This is a genomic window from Candidatus Poriferisodalis sp. (assembly GCF_965205175.1).
GTDB lineage: Bacteria > Actinomycetota > Acidimicrobiia > Acidimicrobiales > Poriferisodalaceae > Poriferisodalis.
This window is the reverse complement of sequence record NZ_OZ242038.1, coordinates 442,028-459,338: the sequence shown is the minus strand read 5'-3', so window position 1 is coordinate 459,338 and position 17,311 is coordinate 442,028. Positions and strand designations below refer to the sequence as shown.

Genomic DNA, 17,311 nt, shown 5'->3' with positions numbered 1-17,311 from the left:
GGATCAGCTCACGCGAGGCAGTCGAGTCCGACAGGTCACCGACGCCAGCTCAGCTGCTGCAAGCCCCGAAACACGTCGCCGGCCCGAAGCCAGCCCCAGCAGGCAGCGCTGCCGTCTGAGCGCACGCCGCAGGCGAGGTCATTGCTGACAGACACCGTGGCGAATGGACCATCGGACGGGGTCTCATAGCCGTAGCTCCAGGACCATGTGTCACCCCAGCACGCGACAGCGCCGTCGGCACCGATAGCGCACGCAACCCCGTCGCCCACCGACACAGCGGTATGGGTCCCGCTGGGCGGCTGCATCTGAAACAGTCCCATCTCGCCGACGAACCACAGGCTGTCGCCCCAGCAGGTGATGGTGCCGTCGGTGCGTATGGCGCAGGCGTGCTCTCGGCCGACGGAGACGGCGGTGAACGTGCCTGACGGCGTCTTGCGCACGAGTTTCTGGTTGGTTCCCCAGCAGGTGACGGTGCCGTCGCTGCGGATGCCGCATGCTTGGTTGGTGCCGACGGAGACGGCGGTGAATTGGCCTGTGGGTGTCTTGGCAACGAGTTTCTGGTTGGTTCCCCAGCAGGTGTTGGTGCTGTCGGTGCGTATGGCGCAGGCGTGCTCTCGGCCGACGGAGACGGCGGTGAACGTGCCTGACGGCGCGTTCAGGTGGCCGCCGCCCAATTTGGCGGTGTCGCCCCAGCAGGTGATGGTGCCGTTGGTGCGCAGCCCGCACGCGAAGGAGGGAGCGAAGCTGTCGGGGTTGTCCACTGAGCCCCCGTCGATCGCTGTGAATTGTCCCGACGGCGGCTGGTACACGCGGCTGCGTATGGATCCCCAGCAGGCGACGGTGCCGTCGGTGCGCAGCCCGCACGCGTTTTCGTTGCCAGTCGGAACCACCACCGTGAACGTCTGCTTGGTCCGTGTCGGAAGCTGTTCGCCGGGCGACAGTGCCTTGCCGTAGTAGTTGTCGCCCCAGCAGGCGACGGTGCCGTCGGTGCGCACGCCGCACGCATGGTCGCGCCCGACGGAGATGTCGGTGAACTGGCCTGACGGCGCATCAGCCCGTCCGTCGTACACGGAACCTCGACAGGTGACGGTGCCGTCGGTGCGCAGCCCGCAGCTGTAGCTGCTGCCGACGCCGTATTCGACGTAGGTTCCGGAGAGCGGCGAGGAGTTCGCGCCGAGCCAGCAGGAGATCGAGCCGTCCGCGCGCAGTCCGCATCCTGTCGATGAGACTGCAGTGAATGTGCCTGAAGGCTGGTCCCATTCCTTGCTGTAGTCGCCCCAGCAGGTGACGGTGCCGTCGGTGCGCAGTCCGCAGGCGGCGTAGCCGCTCACCTTCACGTCGGCGAACTGGCCGGTCGGCACAGCGAACGTGAGTCCGGCGATGCCTTGCGGATAGAGGACCTTGTTGCGGAACGACCGGGGATTGACAATCCTGCCCCAGCAGGTGACGGTGCTGTCGGTGCGCACACCGCAGGTGCTGCTGCCGCCCGCCGACACGGCGGTGAACTTGCCGGACGGCGCGTCCGTCTCCCCGCCTCGGCCGTCGCCCCAGCAGGCGATGGTGCCGTCGGTGCGCAGCGCGCAGGCGTGAAAGCTGCCCGCAGAGACGGCGGTGAACGTGCCCGAAGGCGCGTCCAATTGGTTGCCTTGATGTCCCGCACTGGTGTCGGACCAGACTTGGCTCCAGCCATAGCTTCGGCCCCAGCAAGTGATGGTGCCGTCGGTACGCAGCCCGCACGAGAAGTCGCCTCCCGCGGCCATGGCGGTGAACCGGTCCTGGGTCGGGTCGGCGACTGTGCTGCCGGGCGCTCGGGACTGGCCGTAGTGGTCGCTGCCCCAGCAGGCAACGGTGGCGTCAGTGCGCACCCCGCACGCGAACGAGGCAGTTCCGATGCTGACGGACACCGAGGCGAATTTGCCGGATGGTGGGTTCGTTACGCCGAAAGCGTCCTCGCCCCAGCAGGCGACGGTGCCGTTGGTGCGGACCCCGCAGACTTGGGTATGGCCGGCGGAGATGGAGGCGAACTCGCCCGACGGCACATGCTGGCGCGGGTACGGGTTGTGTCCCCAGCAGGTGACGGTGCCGTCGGTGCGCAGACCGCATGAGTACGAGCGCCCCGCAGACACTGCGGTGAACTTGCCGGACGGCGCGTCCGTCTCCCCGCCTCGGCCGTCGCCCCAGCAGGTAATGGTGCCGTCGGTGCGCAGTCCGCAGGCATGCAGCAGGCCGACGTCAACAGCGCTGAACTCTCCCGCAGGACCGTTGACCCGCGTACGGTCGGGCTCGTCTGTATTGGGGTCTCGTCCCCAGCAGGCAATCTTCGCGTCGTCGCTGAGCGCGCACGAGAAATCGTCGCTGCTCGAGATAGCGGTGAACGTCCCCGATGGCGGGTCCGACTCGCCGCTTCGGTTGTAGCCCCAGCATTTGATCGTGCCGTCTGTGAGCAGTCCGCACGAGTGCCAAGCGCCGGTGGATACTGCGGTGAATTGTCCGCCGGGTGTGTTGGTTTGGGGCGCGTTGAGTTGGCCTTGTCGGTTGTCGCCCCAGCAGGTGATGGTGCCGTTTGTGCGCAGCCCGCAGGCGTGGTGGCCTCCGGCGGCGACTGCGGTGAAGGTGTTGGGGGGTGTGGGGTCGGTGGTGGAGGCGCCGTAGGCTTCGGGGTCGTCGTCGGTGATGGTGCCGGTGGCTTCGAGGGAGGCTCGGCCGCCTGCGAGGGTGACGCGGCTGTCTGAGGTTCGCAGGTTCTTGAGCCGCAGGATCAGTGTCTCGTCCTGCTCGGCGGCGGTGTCGCCGATGACTTGCACGGTGACGGTCTGGGCGAGCTGAGCGCCGGCGGCGCCGGCGGGGAACACGACGCGTTGTCTGGCGAACCCGAGGTAGTCGCGTCGGTCGTTCTTGTGGGAGCGGGTCGCGGTGGCGCGGCCTTTGGGCGACACCGCGGACGCCTGCACGGTCACCTCGTCGGTGGGCGTGCCGCTCAGCGTGACGGTGAACGTCAGGTTCGCGTGGCCGACGTCGCCCTCGGTCACGCTCGCGTCGCTGACCGACACGGTCAGCACCGCGGGCACCGCCGCCGTCGTCGTCGTGGTGGTGGTTGTAGTGGGCGGCGCGGTGGTCGTCGTTGTCGTCGTGGTCGGAGGCGCGGTCGTGGTCGTAGTGGTTGTGGTGGTCGTGGTGGTTGTGGGCGGCGCGGTCGTCGTTGTCGTAGTGGTGGTGGTCGTCGTTGTGGTGGTGGCGTTCCTTTGCGTCTGCGCGGCGGCGGGTTTGACTTTGGCGGTGGCGGAGCTTCCCCAGCGGTTGCAGTCCTGGGAGTAGGCGTGCACGTCGATTTGGTGCTTGCCGGTTCCTGTCAGGTCCAGCTCCAGGCCGCTGCCCGGGTGCTGCACGCTGTGCTGGGCGACCGCGTCGCCGCTGCTGTCGTACACGTACACCCAGTAGTGCGAGGTGGCGCAGCCCGGCTTGTTTGCTTTGCTGCGCTTGTTGCGCGGCTCGGCGCCGCGTGTCCACCACAGCGACACGCCGCCGTCGCGCACAGACGCGGTCAGCTCCATCGAGGCGTCCACCGACACCGCAGCCTCCTGCGCCGCGGCAGCGGGCGGCACCACCGCCGCCGTGCCTGCCAGCAGCGCCGACACCATCACGCCACGCAGCAGCCGCATCGCCACACCAGCCCTTCAGTCACCGCACACAGTCAAGCGTGCGAACGGTCATCCACAGGGCCACAGGGCCACAGGGCCACAGGGCCACAGGGCCACAGGGCCACAGGGCCACAGGGCCACAGGGCCACAGGGCCACAGGGCCACAGGGCCACAGGGCCACAGGGCCACAGGGCCACACTGACCCTAGCACAACACGACCAACACGCAACGACCAACACGCAGACCCGCGCACGCACGCCCGGCAAACGCCGTGCAGTTAACGCGAACCGCAGCCAGCCGCACACTGGGATTCAGGCACACTGGGAACCAGTGGAAGGCCAGCAGGAACCGGCACCGCGCATTGCCGTGGTCGGCAGTCTCAACGCCGATGTCACGCTGTGGGTGCCGAGGCGCCCGTCGCCGGACGAGACGATGCATGCCGAGCGCATCGCATGGTTCCGTGGCGGCAAAGGCGCCAACCAGGCAGTGGCCGCTGCCCGGCTGGGCGCAGAGGTGGCCATGGTGGGTCGGGTCGGCAACGACGAACACGGCCGATGGCTGCGCTCGGGCTTGGCAGCGGAGGGGATCGACTGCACGCAGGTGACAGCCGTGGAGGCGGCGACCGGTCTGGCGGTGATCACGGTGGACCCCCACGACGTGTCGATCGTGGTCGCCGCAGGCGCCAATGCGTTGCTCGATGCCAACGACGTGCGGGCGGCCGGTGCCGCCATCGCTGGTGCCGATGCGCTGCTGCTGCAGGGCGAGGTGAGCGCAGGCGCCGCTGCGGCGGCCGCCGAGATTGCGCGCGAGCACAGCGTGCTCGTGGTGGCGAACCCGGCCCCCTACAACGACGTCGCTGCGGCGGCGGTGCCGCTGGCGGACGTCGTCATCGTGAACCGGGACGAGGCACGGCGTCTGCGTGACGACATGGCCGCGGGTACCGCACCGGCGCTGCGCCCCGATGCCGTGCTGGTCGAGACGCGCGGCGCGCAGGGCTGCGTGGTGGTTGCGCCACGAGCGGCCGGCTCAGCGCGCCGGTCGGCGCCAGACGGGCCTGTGGATGCATCTGCTTCTGGGTATGCGACATCCCTCGTGTCAGGCGGCACTGCCCGGGGCGACGTCGTCGTAGCGGCGCCGCGTGTCGAGGTCGTGGACGCCACCGGTGCGGGAGATGCCTTCGCGGGAGCGTTCGCCGTCGCCATGGCGTCAGGTGCCACCGTCGAGGAGGCGGCACGGCTGGCGGTTCGTGCCGGCGCGTGGGCGGTGACCGTCGCCGGGGCGCAGCCGAGCCTGCCGACCATGGACCAGCTGCGCAGACTGGAAGACCACGCTGTCTCGGCTGTTTCGACTGCGCCCGCGTCAGGCTGAGCCGTAGAGCCGGTCACCGGCGTCGCCGAGGCCGGGGACGATGAACGCACGCTCGTCGAGGCGGCTGTCGACGGCTGCGGTGACGATGCGGACATCTGGGGCGGTGCGCTGCATCGACGCGACTCCCTCGGGCGCAGCGAGCACGCACACCATCGTGATCGGCCCCACGCCTGCCGCTCGGAGCACCCGAATCGCCGCCTGCGCCGAGCCGCCGGTGGCCAGCATCGGGTCCATTAGCAGCACCGGAGCGCCTTCCATCACACCTGGCAGCGATTCGAGGTAGCACTCGTGGCTGATGCCGTTGTGGCCCGAGCCGCCGGACGCTTCGATCCTTCGCATCCCGATGAATCCCACCGGCGCACCGGGTACCAGCCGGAGCGTCGCATCCAGCATGCCCAGCCCGGCGCGCAGCACGGGCACGATGGCGGGCAGCGGCTCGAGACGTAAACCCTCGGCCCGCCCCAGCGGCGTTTCCACCGGATCGGGGACCGTCGTTGCGTCGCGGAGCGCCTCTGCCACCAGCAGCAGCGTCAGCGCGCTCAGCCGTTGGCGGAACTCCTCTGTGGCAGTCTGCTTGTCACGCAGGCGGGTGAGCAATGCGGCTGCTGCCGGATGCGCGACGACACTGACGCTCGTTGAGTTGACATTCATAGGGCTGGTGCTCGGCCGGAACTCGTGATCTGGTGTGGAGCGGGCGGTTCGGCCCATCGGCAAGCTAGATGCTCAGGGGTACACCAGTCGGCGCCGCTTTGCCCCTACGCTCACGGCGATGAACAGCCAAGCTGGCGAGTCCAACAGCGGCGCAGCGGTGCGCGGGCTGCTGCTGGTGCTGGTGGCCGTCGTGGTGGGCGTGCTGCTGCTGCGCTCCGTGGACGATCCCGATGCCACCGCAGCCACCGACACGACGGCGCCTGCGCAGCCCGGCGACACGCTGCCGGCGGTCACGCAAGCGCCGACGCCCACGACCAGCCCCGCCGATGCGGCCCAGCCCGATCCCGGCACTGCAGTCACGGTCGCGTCCACGGTCACTGCGCCTCCCACCACGGCCGCGGCAGCGCCCTTCCAGCCTCGGCCAGTGTCGGAGGTGTCGGTGCAGGTGGCCAACTCGACCACAGTCCGCGGTGCCGCAGGCCGGCTGACGGACCGGTTCAAGACGCTGAGCTACATCACCAATACTCCCACCAACTACGCCGGGACACCGCTCGAGAAGACACGCATCTACTACCAGCCAGGTTCTTTGCTTGAGGCGCGTGCGATCGCAGAGGTGCTGCAGCTCGATGCGGACGAGGACGTGTCTCCGATGATGTCCGACACGTCGGCCATCCAGACGTTTGAATCTCCGCATGTGCTGGTGGCGCTGGGCAACGATCTGGCCGAGTAGGCGGCTGACCGTCACGATGCGACGGTGCGCCTGCGATGGCGCGGCATCGTGGCCCGACGGGTCGGCGGGCCTCCAGAGGTGAGTTCAGGTGAGGTTGTCGGCGCGCCATGCGGGTAGTCGCTTGTCCGGACAAGTTCCGCGGCACGGCATCGGCCGCGCAGGCAGCAGCGTCCATAGCGGCGGGCGTGCGTCGGCGCGCTGCCGCTGACGCCGAGGTCATCTGCCTCCCGGCAGCCGACGGCGGAGAAGGCACCCTCGATGCTCTGGGCGGTCCGAATCGCACCTCCACGGTGACCGGGCCGCTGCGTGATCGGGTAGCAGCCGGCTGGCGACTCGACGGCGACGAAGCGATCGTGGAGATGGCGCGTGCGAGCGGTCTGGCGCTGGCCGGCGGTGCCGACGGCAACGACCCGCTCACGGCGACCACGGCCGGCACTGGCGAGCTCATCGCAGAAGCGGCTGCGCGCGGCGCCAGACAGATCGTCGTGGCGGTGGGCGGCTCGGCCTCCACAGACGGCGGGCTCGGTGCTCTCGACGCCATGGCGCCGCTGTCTCGCCTCGCCGGAGTCTCGGTGGTGGTGGCGTGCGACGTGCGTACCGCCTTCTGCGATGCGGCGCGCATCTTCGGCCCGCAAAAGGGTGCCTCCCCTGCACAGGTCGAGCTGCTGACCCGCCGCCTCGTGCGGCTGGTGGATCTGTACCGCGAGCGCTACGGCGTCGACGTCAGTGAACTGCCCGCCGCCGGCGCGGCAGGAGGCTTGGCGGGCGGTCTGGCGGCCGGTCTCCGGGCTGAACTGGCGGCGGGCTTCGAGGTGGTGGCAACCCGGATCGGGCTGCGGGAAGCCATCGAAGGCGCCGATCTGGTGGTCACCGGCGAGGGTCGGCTTGATGCAGGCTCGTTCGACGGCAAGGTGGTGGGCGGTGTGCTGGCGCTGGCCGCCAAGGCCGGTGTTCCCGCCGCTGTCATCGTCGGCTCTCGTGCAGCAGGCACCGAGCTTCCGGACGGGCTTCGCCCCGGGGGCGGTGCTGCGCCGGCGAGTCTGGTGGTGCTGGCGGAGCGCTTCGGGGCGGACCGGTCCATGAACGACACGCTCGGGGCCGTCAGTGACGCAGCCGCCGAGGTCGTTGCGGATGTCTTTGGGTGAGCCTGCCTTGGGAGGAGCGATGGTGCTGATGCAGTGCGGTGCTGATGTAGTGCGGTGATGCCGAGTCGTGATGCCCAGTGATGCTGGCCAGTGGCGAGCTGACTGAGCGAGTTCGCCCAGTGAAATCGACGAGGGAAGTTGACGGGGCAAGTTGACGGTTAGCACTCTCGGCCCTAGAGTGCTAAACGCGCTGCCCGAAGCAGTGCAGCACAGAGCAGTGCCACCCAACGACAGGAGCCGCTTCACATGGCCAAGATGATCACCTTCGACGACAACGCTCGCCGCGCACTCGAGTCGGGCATGAACCAGCTCGCCGACGCGGTCCGCGTCACGCTGGGCCCCAAGGGCCGCAACGTGGTGCTCGACAAGAAGTGGGGTGCGCCCACCATCACCAACGACGGCGTGTCCATCGCCAAGGACATCGAGCTGGAGGACCCGGTCGAGCGCATCGGCGCTGAGCTGGTCAAGGAAGTCGCCAAGAAGACCGACGACGTCGCAGGCGACGGCACCACCACCGCCACCGTGCTGGCGTGGACGATGGTGCGCGACGGCCTGCGCAACGTGGCCGCCGGCGCCAACCCGATGGCGGTCAAGCGCGGCATCGAGGCCGGTGTCGAGGCCGCCGTGGGTGCCATCGAGGACATGTCCATCAGCGTCACCGACTCCAAGACCCACGTCGCGCAAGTGGCTGCGATTTCTGCCGCCGACAGCGACATCGGCCAGCTGATCAGCGACGCGTTCGACAAGGTCGGCAAGGACGGCGTCATCACCGTCGAGGAATCGCAGACGTTCGGCCTCGAGATGGACTTGGTGGAGGGCATGCGCTTCGACAAGGGCTACATCTCGCCCTACTTCGTGACGGATCCAGACACCCAAGAAGCCGTGCTCGAGGATGCCTACCTGCTGTTCATGCAAGGCAAGATTTCCGCGGTCCGCGATGTGTTGCCGGTGCTGGAGAAGGTGACCCAGGCAGGCAAGCCGCTCGTGATCGTCGCTGAGGACGTGGAGGGCGAGGCGCTCGCCACTCTGGTCGTCAACAAGATCCGCGGCACCATCCGCTCTGCTGCGGTGAAGGCACCCGGATTCGGCGACCGCCGCAAGGCGATGCTGGCCGACATGGCGATTCTCACGGGCGGCCAGGTCATCAGCGAGGATGTCGGCCTCAAGCTGGAGAACACCACGCTGGACCTGCTGGGTACGGCCCGCCGTGTGGTCGTCACCAAGGACGAGACGACCATCATCGAGGGCGCCGGCGACGAAGCCGAGGTCCGCGGCCGGATCGAGCAGATCAAGAACGAGATCGAGAACACCGACTCGGACTACGACCGCGAGAAGCTGCAAGAGCGGCTCGCGAAGCTTTCCGGCGGCGTGGCTGTGCTGCGCGTGGGCGCGGCCACCGAGGTCGAGCTGAAGGAGAAGAAGCACCGCATCGAGGACGCGGTCAGCACCACCAAGGCGGCCATCGAGGCCGGCGTGGTGGCCGGCGGCGGCGTCACCTTGGTGCGCGCTGAAGCCGCAGTGGGTGCAGTGGCGGACGGCCTTGAGGGCGACGAGTCCACCGGCGCCCGGCTGGTCCAGCGCGCGCTGGCCGGCCCGCTGAAGCAGATTGCCGAGAACGCCGGCCTCGAAGGCGGCGTGGTGGTCAGCAAGGTGCGCGAGCTCGAAGGCAGCACTGGCCTGAACGCCGCCACCGGCGACTACGAGGACTTGGTTGCGGCGGGTGTGATCGACGCTGCCAAGGTGACGCTGTCGGCGCTGCAGAACGCTGCGTCGATCGCGGCGCTGTTCCTCACCACTGAAGCGGTGATCTGCGACGAGCCCGATTCCGGCGGCGGCGCTGCTGGCATGCCGGACATGGACTTCTAGCCTTCGACTGCTCGGCATCAATTTTCCGACATCGGCTGCCAGCGGACGTTTCGAAGCGTCAGCTCTCTGGCACATCGGATCCGCCGGTGCGTCCGGCGCAGTCCGGCGTGACGACACGGCCCGGGTCCTGTACTCGGGTCGTGTCGCGTCGCGCACGGTGCCGCTGTCGCGCTGAGTGCATTGTCGAAGGACGATGCCGTGGCGAGTTTTTCGCGCTGCATGGCGATCGGTTCATGCCCCACGAGGCCCCGGCCCCGAGCGCTCTGCGCAGCCACTTGCACTGGGCCGTTGCGGGACTGCGGGTACGCTGAGCGCATGCGGCGCGGGCGCACGATGCGGGTGCTCGTGGACCGGTTGCGCGGGGGCACTTGGGCGCGTTCGCCGGATGAGGTCGTGGTGGAAGAGCCGCTTGAGATTCGCTTGGACGGCCACGTGGTGGCCACCACGATGCGCACCCCGGGCCACGACTACGAGCTGGCGGTGGGCTTCTGCGCGGGTGACGGACTGCTTGGCGGCGCGCTGGTGACCGGCGTGCGCTACTGCGGCTTGGGTCCAGCCGCGGAGTTCGAGTACAACGTGGTCACCGTCGAGACCGGCGGCAAAGCGCCCGTGCCCACGCCGCGCCTCGGCAACGTCAGCGCTGCGTGCGGCATCTGCGGCAGCACGGCCATCACCGACATGGCCGTGCGACTCGGGCCGCTCGCTGGCACCCGCCAATTCAGCGTCGCCGCGGTTCACGCAGCCGTCGTCGCCATGCCCGTAGCGCAGGAGATGTTCGGCCGCACCGGCGGGCTGCATGCCGCCGCCACGTTCGACGCTTGCGGCCGTATCGACATCGTGCGCGAGGACATCGGCCGGCACAACGCGGTGGACAAGGTCATCGGTCGCCGCTTGCTCGACGGGCGGCGCGATGGAGCCGACGTTGCACTGTTCGTGAGCGGGCGGGCCAGTTTCGAGATGGTGCAAAAGGCGTGGGCGGCCGGCATCGGGACGCTCGTGGCTGTCAGCGCCCCCAGCTCGCTGGCCATCGAATCGGCGCGGGCCGCTGCCATCACGCTGGCAGGCTTCGCACGCGGCGATGAGCTGAACGTCTACTGCGGCAGCCTGGCCGGCGTTTCGCAGCGCGCCGCTGAGGCTCGCCGGCGGGTCGCTGCGAGTTCCTGAGCGCCAGCGCATGTGAGGCAGTCGACTGCCTGATGCGGGCGCGCCGCTTCGCGTTCCATTGTCGTCCTTTGGGTCCGGGCGGGTGGGGGCAAGGCCTCCGTGCTCAAACAGTTGCGACGCATGTACTACGGGCTGGGGAGGGTGTGGCGTCGCAAAACTGCGCGCGGAGGCCCCTGCCCCCACCCGCCTTGGTGCCGTGGCACTGTCCGCAGGCCTGATCGCACTGCGCCGACCCGCTTTGGTGGCCCGCGTCCGATAGCTCTTGGGGCCGGCCATCTAGGCTGCGCTAGTGCTGCCGTCGCCGGAAGTGACCACCTCGGTCGGGTGGGGTGTGTTGCATCTGTTCTGCAAGCTGACGCCCGCAGCGGAACGTGCAGCGGTGCTGGCGGCCGTAGACGACACGGTCGACCGCGAACATCAGGTGCTGACGGTGGCGGTGCTGGGGCACAAGGCCGACGTGGCGTTCATGGCGCTCGGGCCGGATCTGTGGCGGCTGCGCAGCTTGCAGACACGGCTGCAACAAGCGGGCCTCGAGGTTGTCGACAGCTATGTGTCAATGACCGAGGTGAGCGAGTACGCGCCGGACCTGCCGCCGGAGATGAAGACGCCTCGGCTCTACCCGCAGCTGCCGCCCGAGGGCAAGCGGGCGTTCTGCTTCTATCCCATGTCGAAGCGACGCGAGGCGGTAGCCGACGGCAGCGGCAACTGGTTCACGCTGCCGTACGACACAAGACGGGAGCTGATGTACGACCACGGCAAATCCGGCCGACGCTTCCGCGGCCGGATCCTGCAGGTCGTCACCGGGTCCACCGGAGTCGACGACTTCGAGTGGGGCGTCACGCTGTTCGGCGAGCACCTCGACGACCTCAAGGACGTTGTGTACACGATGCGTTACGACGAAGCCAGCGCTATCTATGGCACCTTCGGCGCGTTCTATACGGGTCTGCTGGCCGACACCGCCACGGTGGCCGACCGCATCGGCCTGCGCTAGCCCGAACAGCGCGGCTCAGCGCGGTTCGGGTGCGCGCGACCTCACGTACACCGTCGCAACGGCGATCTCGTTCGTTGCTGATGCTGTTGTGGTCGCCCGCCGTCTCGCCGCGGTGTGCGGTTCCGCGTTTGGTGTTCGTTCCCGAACCGCAGGTACCCGCCATTCTGCGGCGCGCTAAGGTGGCCCTGTGGCCCTGCGGCCCTGCGAGTGTAGTCTGTTCGCTTCGGGTGATCGGGTGATCGAGAGGGGCTGGTTCTGATGCGGTTTGTGCGTTGCGTGCTGGTGTCGGCGTTGTTGGCGGGTGTGGCGGCTGTGGTTCCGCAGCCTGCTGCTGCGGAGGCGTCTGCGGTGTCGGTGGACGCCTTGATCAAGCTCGCAGCGTCAGTCCGCGATGGAAGTGTGTCGCTGTCGTGGACGCGCGGCGACGAGCCGCGCAAGAAGCGCAAAGGGCCAAGCTGCGCGACGTCTGACTACTGGGTGTACGTCCATGACAGGAGCGGCGACGCGGTCGCGCAAGAGGGCGTGCCGTTTCCGGGCAGCGGCTTGGTGCTGGACTTGACCGCTGACGCGAAGTACGAGACGGGTGCTAGGTACAAGGTGCAGGTGTACGCATACTCGACGGAGTGCAGCCGGTGGGGCACCGCCGCCACGGCCAAATTCAAGGCCCCCGCAGCGCTCGGCGGCGAGCCCCAGGCCCAGCAGCAAGACGCCACCACGACGACGACTACCACTACCACGACCACTGCGCCGCCGACCACGACCACTGCGCCGCCGACCACGACCACGTCCACCACCACGACTACCACCACCACGACGACTACGACCACTGCGCCGCCGACCACCACGACTACGACTGCCTATCCGTCGGTGCTGACCGTGTCGGTCGGCGACGCGAGCGTGGCTGAGGGCGACAGCGGACATGCCGAACTCGAGTTCACCGTATCGCTGAGCGGGACGCCGAGCGATGCGGTGACGGTGCAGGCATCGGCGGTGTCGCCCAACGGCCGCACCACCGCGACGCGTTCCCAGAGCAGCGCGGAACGCGACTATGTCGGCTTCGCCAGACGACGCGTAGTGTTCCCAGCCGGCGCGACAGGCGACCAGCTCGCCCGCACGGTCGTGGTGAAGGTCGTCGGCGACGACACGCCCGAGCCGGACGAGACGCTGATCCTGCGGCTCAAGAACCTGCGAACAGCAGACAGCCGCGTCACCTTCGCAGGCGGCGCAGGCTCTCTCGAAGCCATCGGCACCATCACCAACGACGACCCCGAAGCCTACGGCGCCTCCACCACCGACCCCGAACCAGACAAATACGTCTCGGTAGCAGCAGGGCGAGTCCATACCTGCGGGCTGCGCACCGACGGCGCCATCACCTGCTGGGGAAGTGGCGGCCATTCCTATTATTCGGAATCCTTGGGGACCTGGGTGCGCAGCAACCTGCTCAACGCTCCGTCCGGCAAATTCACCGCAATCTCAGGACACGACGGGCATACCTGCGCATTGCGAGCGGACGGTACCATCACCTGCTGGGGAGACAACCGCAATGGGCAGCTTGATGTGCCCTCCGGCAAGTTCGCCGCAGTGTCCGCGGGTGGTACCCATACCTGCGGGCTCCGTACGAACGGCGAAATCGTTTGCTGGGGTGACAGCCGGAGAGACGCGAACCCGAAGCGGTCCAAAGCGTCTGCAATTAAGGCACCGTCCGGCAAGTTCAGCGCTGTGTCCGCTGGCTATTACTATTCGTGCGGGCTGCGCATCGACGGCACTGTCGCGTGCTGGGGTGGCCAAGCGCCGTATCGAAAAGTGGTTGACCCGCCCTCGGGCAAGTTCACCGTGGTGTCGGCGGGCGAGTCCTTTGCCTGCGGCTTGCGCGTCAGTGGCAGCATTGAATGCTGGGGAGACAACGGAGCCAACGGGTCGTGGCATTCACTCGGCCGGGTTGCTCATGCGCCTTCGGGCAAGTTCACCAATGTTGCCGTCAATGTTTCTAGTGCCTGCGGTGTGAGATCTGACGGCGACGTCGAGTGCTGGGGGAGCGAGTTGCATGGTGCAGCGGATCCTCACCCGGGTCCGTTCACTGCTGTCTTCCCCGGTGTTTCGCATTCGTGCGGGTTGCGTACTGACGGCAGCGTCGATTGCTGGGGTGACAACAGCACTGGTCAATCGAGGCCGCCTGACAGCGAGCCCGATAACTCTCCAGTGAACCACTTCACTGCGATATCGGCCGGTGAACTTCATTCGTGCGGGTTGCGCACGGACGGTACTATTGCCTGCTGGGGTTCTGACTATATGGGCCAAGTCAGCAATGTACCGACCGGCGGATTCAGCGCCGTGGCTTCTGGGTATCAGTATTCTTGCGGGCTGAGAACTGATGACGCCGTCGAGTGCTGGGGAGGACGCAAACGCGACAATCTGAGGGATGCGCCAAGCGGCAAATTCGTCGCAATAGCGGCAGGCATGAGGGATGCGTGCGGTGTGCGCTCTGACAAGACAGTCATCTGTTGGGGATCGGGCGCCTGGGGAGTGGTCAGTGACAGTCCAACCGGTCAGTTCACCGCAGTGTCGGTGGGACATGACTATGCATGCGCTTTGCGCACGAACGGCAAGATCGTCTGCTGGGGAGACACTGTGACGCCGCATCCGGACGGCCGATTCAGTGCGCTCTCTGCGGGCAGGCTTTTTTCTTGCGGATTACGCATTGACGGAACGGTGGATTGCTGGAACCATCGCTCGCACTTCCCGAATCCGTTTGGGAATCTCGATGCACCGAACGGTCAGTTCAGCGCTATCTCTGCTGGCAGATCTCATTCATGTGGGTCGCGCGTCGACAACTCCATCACGTGTTGGGGCGGTGCAAGCAACAATCCGTATTTCCAAGAAGGCCAGACGACTGCACCTGAAGGCAAGTTCACGATGGTCGCCGCAGGCGAGAGGCATTCGTGCGCCATACGCGAAGACCGGTCCGTCACGTGCTGGGGTGCGAACGAAGCGGGCCAGTTGAGGGCACCCAAGCCGCCCAAGCCCGCCGAGTAGCCTTTACGCCGTTGTTGGCTGGCTTGCTGGTAACCGCTACGCACTTCGCTTGCAGCAGTGGGCGCTCCGATTGAAGTCAAGGCGGCAAGATCGGATAACCTACGGCGCAACGCAAATGCGCAACCCTATCATATGAGTCCCAGGGCCTGATCCACGATGTCGAACGGTCGCTGATCGAACACCATCCGAAACGCACCGCGCATCGGGCCGTTGTGAACAGTCATGACACCGCAGTCCCTACCACTGTCGTCGAAGGCACTGTCGGCAGTGAACGCCTCTTCAAGCACCTGCAGCACTTTCTGCTTGTACTCCGTGTCCTCTGATCCGGCCAGATGATCGCCCTTGAGCTCGAAGACCAGTAGATGCGAACACCCGCTTTCCGGCGATGCCATGGCGATGAAATCGGGCCAGATGCGTTCCGGCTTCCAGCCACGCAAGAAGTACTCGTCGCTCTGGCGTGCCGCTACCCGGTGCCACCATTTCAGCGCGTTGTGTCCGTCTAGGTAGAAGGCAAAACGCTTTTCCAGCTCTGAATCGAACTGTTCCTCGATCATGGGCACCATCAAGGACAACTGCAGCTGCGTGCCGACGCTCGGCTGGAGTTCATGAGCGTTGGACAGCGCGATCTCGTACGGGTCGGCTCGCAGCAAATGACTGGGAAGACTCGTGTCGAGTGAGAAGCGCATCTCGCCCGTCGTCAGTTTGTCGCGGAACATTTGCTCTGATTGCGTGTTGATTTGCCGCTGTACCTCCAGCCTCAGGCTTTCGGCCAGCGCCGCGCGCTGTCCGTAGATCTGTGCGTCCGAGAGGTCACCGGCACGCAGGTCCTTGAGCGCCTCGGACGCGACGCGAGCCGCCTGCCACGGATTGGGCGCCAAGTCGGCGAGACGGCGCGCATACCACGACAGTAGCGGCGACGGATCGGGCAGCCTCTCGGTTCGGCCCGTCCCCGCTGTCAAAGTACCTTGTTCCTCGAAGTCGACGGTCCCATAGTGCATCAATGGTTGCTGAGGCAGCGACTGCCGTGTGCCGGTGATCTGGATGTCGTTCCAGTCGATGTGGGAGAGAATGTGGCGCTGGTAATCCAAGTCGATCCACGCCGGTGCCCCGGTCGAACCGTCGGTGCCCCGGTGCAACACTCGGGGAAGCCGAATTTCCGAATTCGCCAAGGCTGGCCGCCGCGACAATCGGATGACTTGCATGTCGGGCGAATCGCCGCTCACGTCATCGCTCAGGTCGCCGAGCCCCTCGTGTTCCAGGCCACTCTTCACATGTGCCATCGCCTCGCTGACGGCGGTTTCCGTGCAGTAGACGTAGCATTGATCGAGGCTCGCGATTCCAGTCCTTCGAGCGTATGGTTGACGCATCACGCGCCCGACCAGCTGGGTGATAGCGCGCTTGGAGCCGGTGTTGTCGAGCACCACCAGCAGATAGGCGAAGGCGCAGTCCCAGCCCTCCATCAAGGCCGACTTGGTGATGATCCACCGCACGGGCGAGTACGGTGACATGAGGTCAAGGCCCGTTACCTCGTCGACTTCGGCTGACTTGATTGCGATCTGATCGGCAGGCACACCCAGCGCGAGCAGATGCTCGCGTGCGTCCTCGGCGTGAATCCGGCCGGCATCGCGCTGCTCTTTGCCCGTACGCTCCACACGGACCACCGCGATAGGCCGGATGTAGCGCCCGCCGTCCTCGGCGTAGGCGACCGCCGCGTGCTCCAAGTTTTCCCGCTCGTCAAAGGCTAGGGTCAGGGTCTGCCGCCAGCCCGTGTCGGTAGTAGTGCGTACCTGGATGGGCAGCTTGATCATCTGTTCGCGCTTCAGCGCTGGTCCTCCGATGTCGACCAGCAGGTTGCTGATGCCGGCATGGGGCGTCGCTGACAGCTCGATCACGAGGCTCGGATTGAAACGGCTGATCGCTCCGACGAACTCCTCTTCCGCGCCCTTTTTCGCGCCGTATGCCTTGTGTGCCTCGTCGAGCACTGCGACGGGGCGCACCAGCTTGAACACGTTCGCGAGGCTCTGCTTCGGGCGGTTGCCGCCGACGGTCTCAAGATCGGGATGCTCTCGCATCATCTGGTGCTGTGCCACGAGGTCGTCGTCGTCCGGGAAGAAGCTGGGATACTTGGCAGTGTCGCGGAACATCCGCAGATAGTCCTTGTTCTTCTTGCGGTTCGCGCCGTGCAGCGAGATGAGCATGACGCACAGATGGTGCTGGGCGTCATCGCGTGTGAAACGATCGTCCTTCTCGAGCACCTTGACGCGGCCCCCGCTGGCGCGTTCCAGCATCTGCCGATAGGGGTGCTGGCGATTCCACAGGGCGGACTTCGTCTGCGCATAGATCGCCTTGGACGGCACGAACCACAGAACGAGCCCGGTGCTTTGGCTCAGCCGTTCCAGTGCGCCCGCGCCCAGCAGGGTTTTCCCGCCGCCGGTAGGCACTTTGAAACAGACATGGGGTATGGCCCTGCCCTGCCCGTCGGTTCGCGGTATGTGCTCGCGGCCTGCCCTCGGCAAGTCGTCAACTTCGCTCAAGTTCTTCCAGGCAGTTCGAGGAACGTTGAGCAGCAGCCGTTGATGTTCCGAATCGGAGTCCGTCAGGACCGTTCTCAACTTCTCTCTCAACTTCTCAGTCTGCGTCTGCGCCTGGCCGAGCGCGTTGCGCCAGCGTGAGAAGCGTGCGAGCGCTTCTTGCTGGTATTCCTTGAGTTCCATCATCGCCCTCG

The 17,311-nt window shown here is 66.9% G+C and carries 10 protein-coding genes; 7 read left to right on the top strand and 3 right to left on the bottom strand.

The window, feature by feature from the left end; genetic code table 11:
* Positions 1-35 precede the first annotated feature (35 nt).
* Entirely contained in the window at positions 36-3,659 is a 3,624-nt protein-coding gene (locus tag ACOGI4_RS01935; protein WP_419842279.1) for an RCC1 domain-containing protein, read from the bottom strand.
* Between the two features lie 309 nt (positions 3,660-3,968).
* Between ACOGI4_RS01935 and ACOGI4_RS01930 the strand changes: the two genes are divergently transcribed.
* Positions 3,969-5,006 (top strand): PfkB family carbohydrate kinase, encoded by a 1,038-nt coding sequence (locus ACOGI4_RS01930; RefSeq protein ID WP_419842278.1) that lies wholly within the window; start codon positions 3,969-3,971, stop codon positions 5,004-5,006.
* Here the strand turns inward: ACOGI4_RS01930 and upp are convergent.
* Positions 4,998-5,657, bottom strand: coding sequence for a uracil phosphoribosyltransferase (gene upp / locus ACOGI4_RS01925; protein ID WP_419842277.1), 660 nt, complete (start codon positions 5,655-5,657; stop codon positions 4,998-5,000). The genes ACOGI4_RS01930 and upp overlap by 9 nt on opposite strands.
* 118 nt (positions 5,658-5,775) lie before the next feature.
* Between upp and ACOGI4_RS01920 the strand changes: the two genes are divergently transcribed.
* The 6 genes from ACOGI4_RS01920 (at position 5,776) to ACOGI4_RS01895 (ending at position 14,586) form a co-directional block, all read left to right on the top strand.
* A complete protein-coding gene (locus ACOGI4_RS01920; protein ID WP_419842276.1) occupies positions 5,776-6,387 on the top strand; it encodes a LytR C-terminal domain-containing protein in 612 nt (203 codons plus the stop codon).
* Between the two features lie 107 nt (positions 6,388-6,494).
* On the top strand, positions 6,495-7,532 hold the full coding sequence (locus tag ACOGI4_RS01915; RefSeq protein WP_419842275.1) for a glycerate kinase: 1,038 nt from the start codon (positions 6,495-6,497) through the stop codon (positions 7,530-7,532).
* Positions 7,533-7,778: 246 nt separating this feature from the next.
* The gene (groL, locus tag ACOGI4_RS01910) at positions 7,779-9,398 is read left to right on the top strand and encodes a chaperonin GroEL (protein ID WP_419842274.1); all 1,620 of its coding nucleotides are present in this window, start codon (positions 7,779-7,781) and stop codon (positions 9,396-9,398) included.
* A 315-nt stretch (positions 9,399-9,713) separates the two neighbouring features.
* Positions 9,714-10,562: a formate dehydrogenase accessory sulfurtransferase FdhD gene (fdhD, locus tag ACOGI4_RS01905; protein ID WP_419842273.1), complete on the top strand. Its 849-nt coding sequence runs from the start codon at positions 9,714-9,716 to the stop codon at positions 10,560-10,562.
* Between the two features lie 289 nt (positions 10,563-10,851).
* On the top strand, positions 10,852-11,553 hold the full coding sequence (locus ACOGI4_RS01900; RefSeq protein ID WP_419842272.1) for a chlorite dismutase family protein: 702 nt from the start codon (positions 10,852-10,854) through the stop codon (positions 11,551-11,553).
* Between the two features lie 258 nt (positions 11,554-11,811).
* The gene (locus tag ACOGI4_RS01895) at positions 11,812-14,586 is read left to right on the top strand and encodes a hypothetical protein (RefSeq protein ID WP_419842271.1); all 2,775 of its coding nucleotides are present in this window, start codon (positions 11,812-11,814) and stop codon (positions 14,584-14,586) included.
* A 128-nt stretch (positions 14,587-14,714) separates the two neighbouring features.
* On the opposite strand, the gene ACOGI4_RS01890 is transcribed toward ACOGI4_RS01895, so the two are convergent.
* Positions 14,715-17,300, bottom strand: a complete 2,586-nt coding sequence (locus ACOGI4_RS01890) for a DEAD/DEAH box helicase (RefSeq protein ID WP_419842270.1) — start codon at positions 17,298-17,300, stop codon at positions 14,715-14,717.
* Between the last annotated feature and the right edge of the window lie 11 nt (positions 17,301-17,311).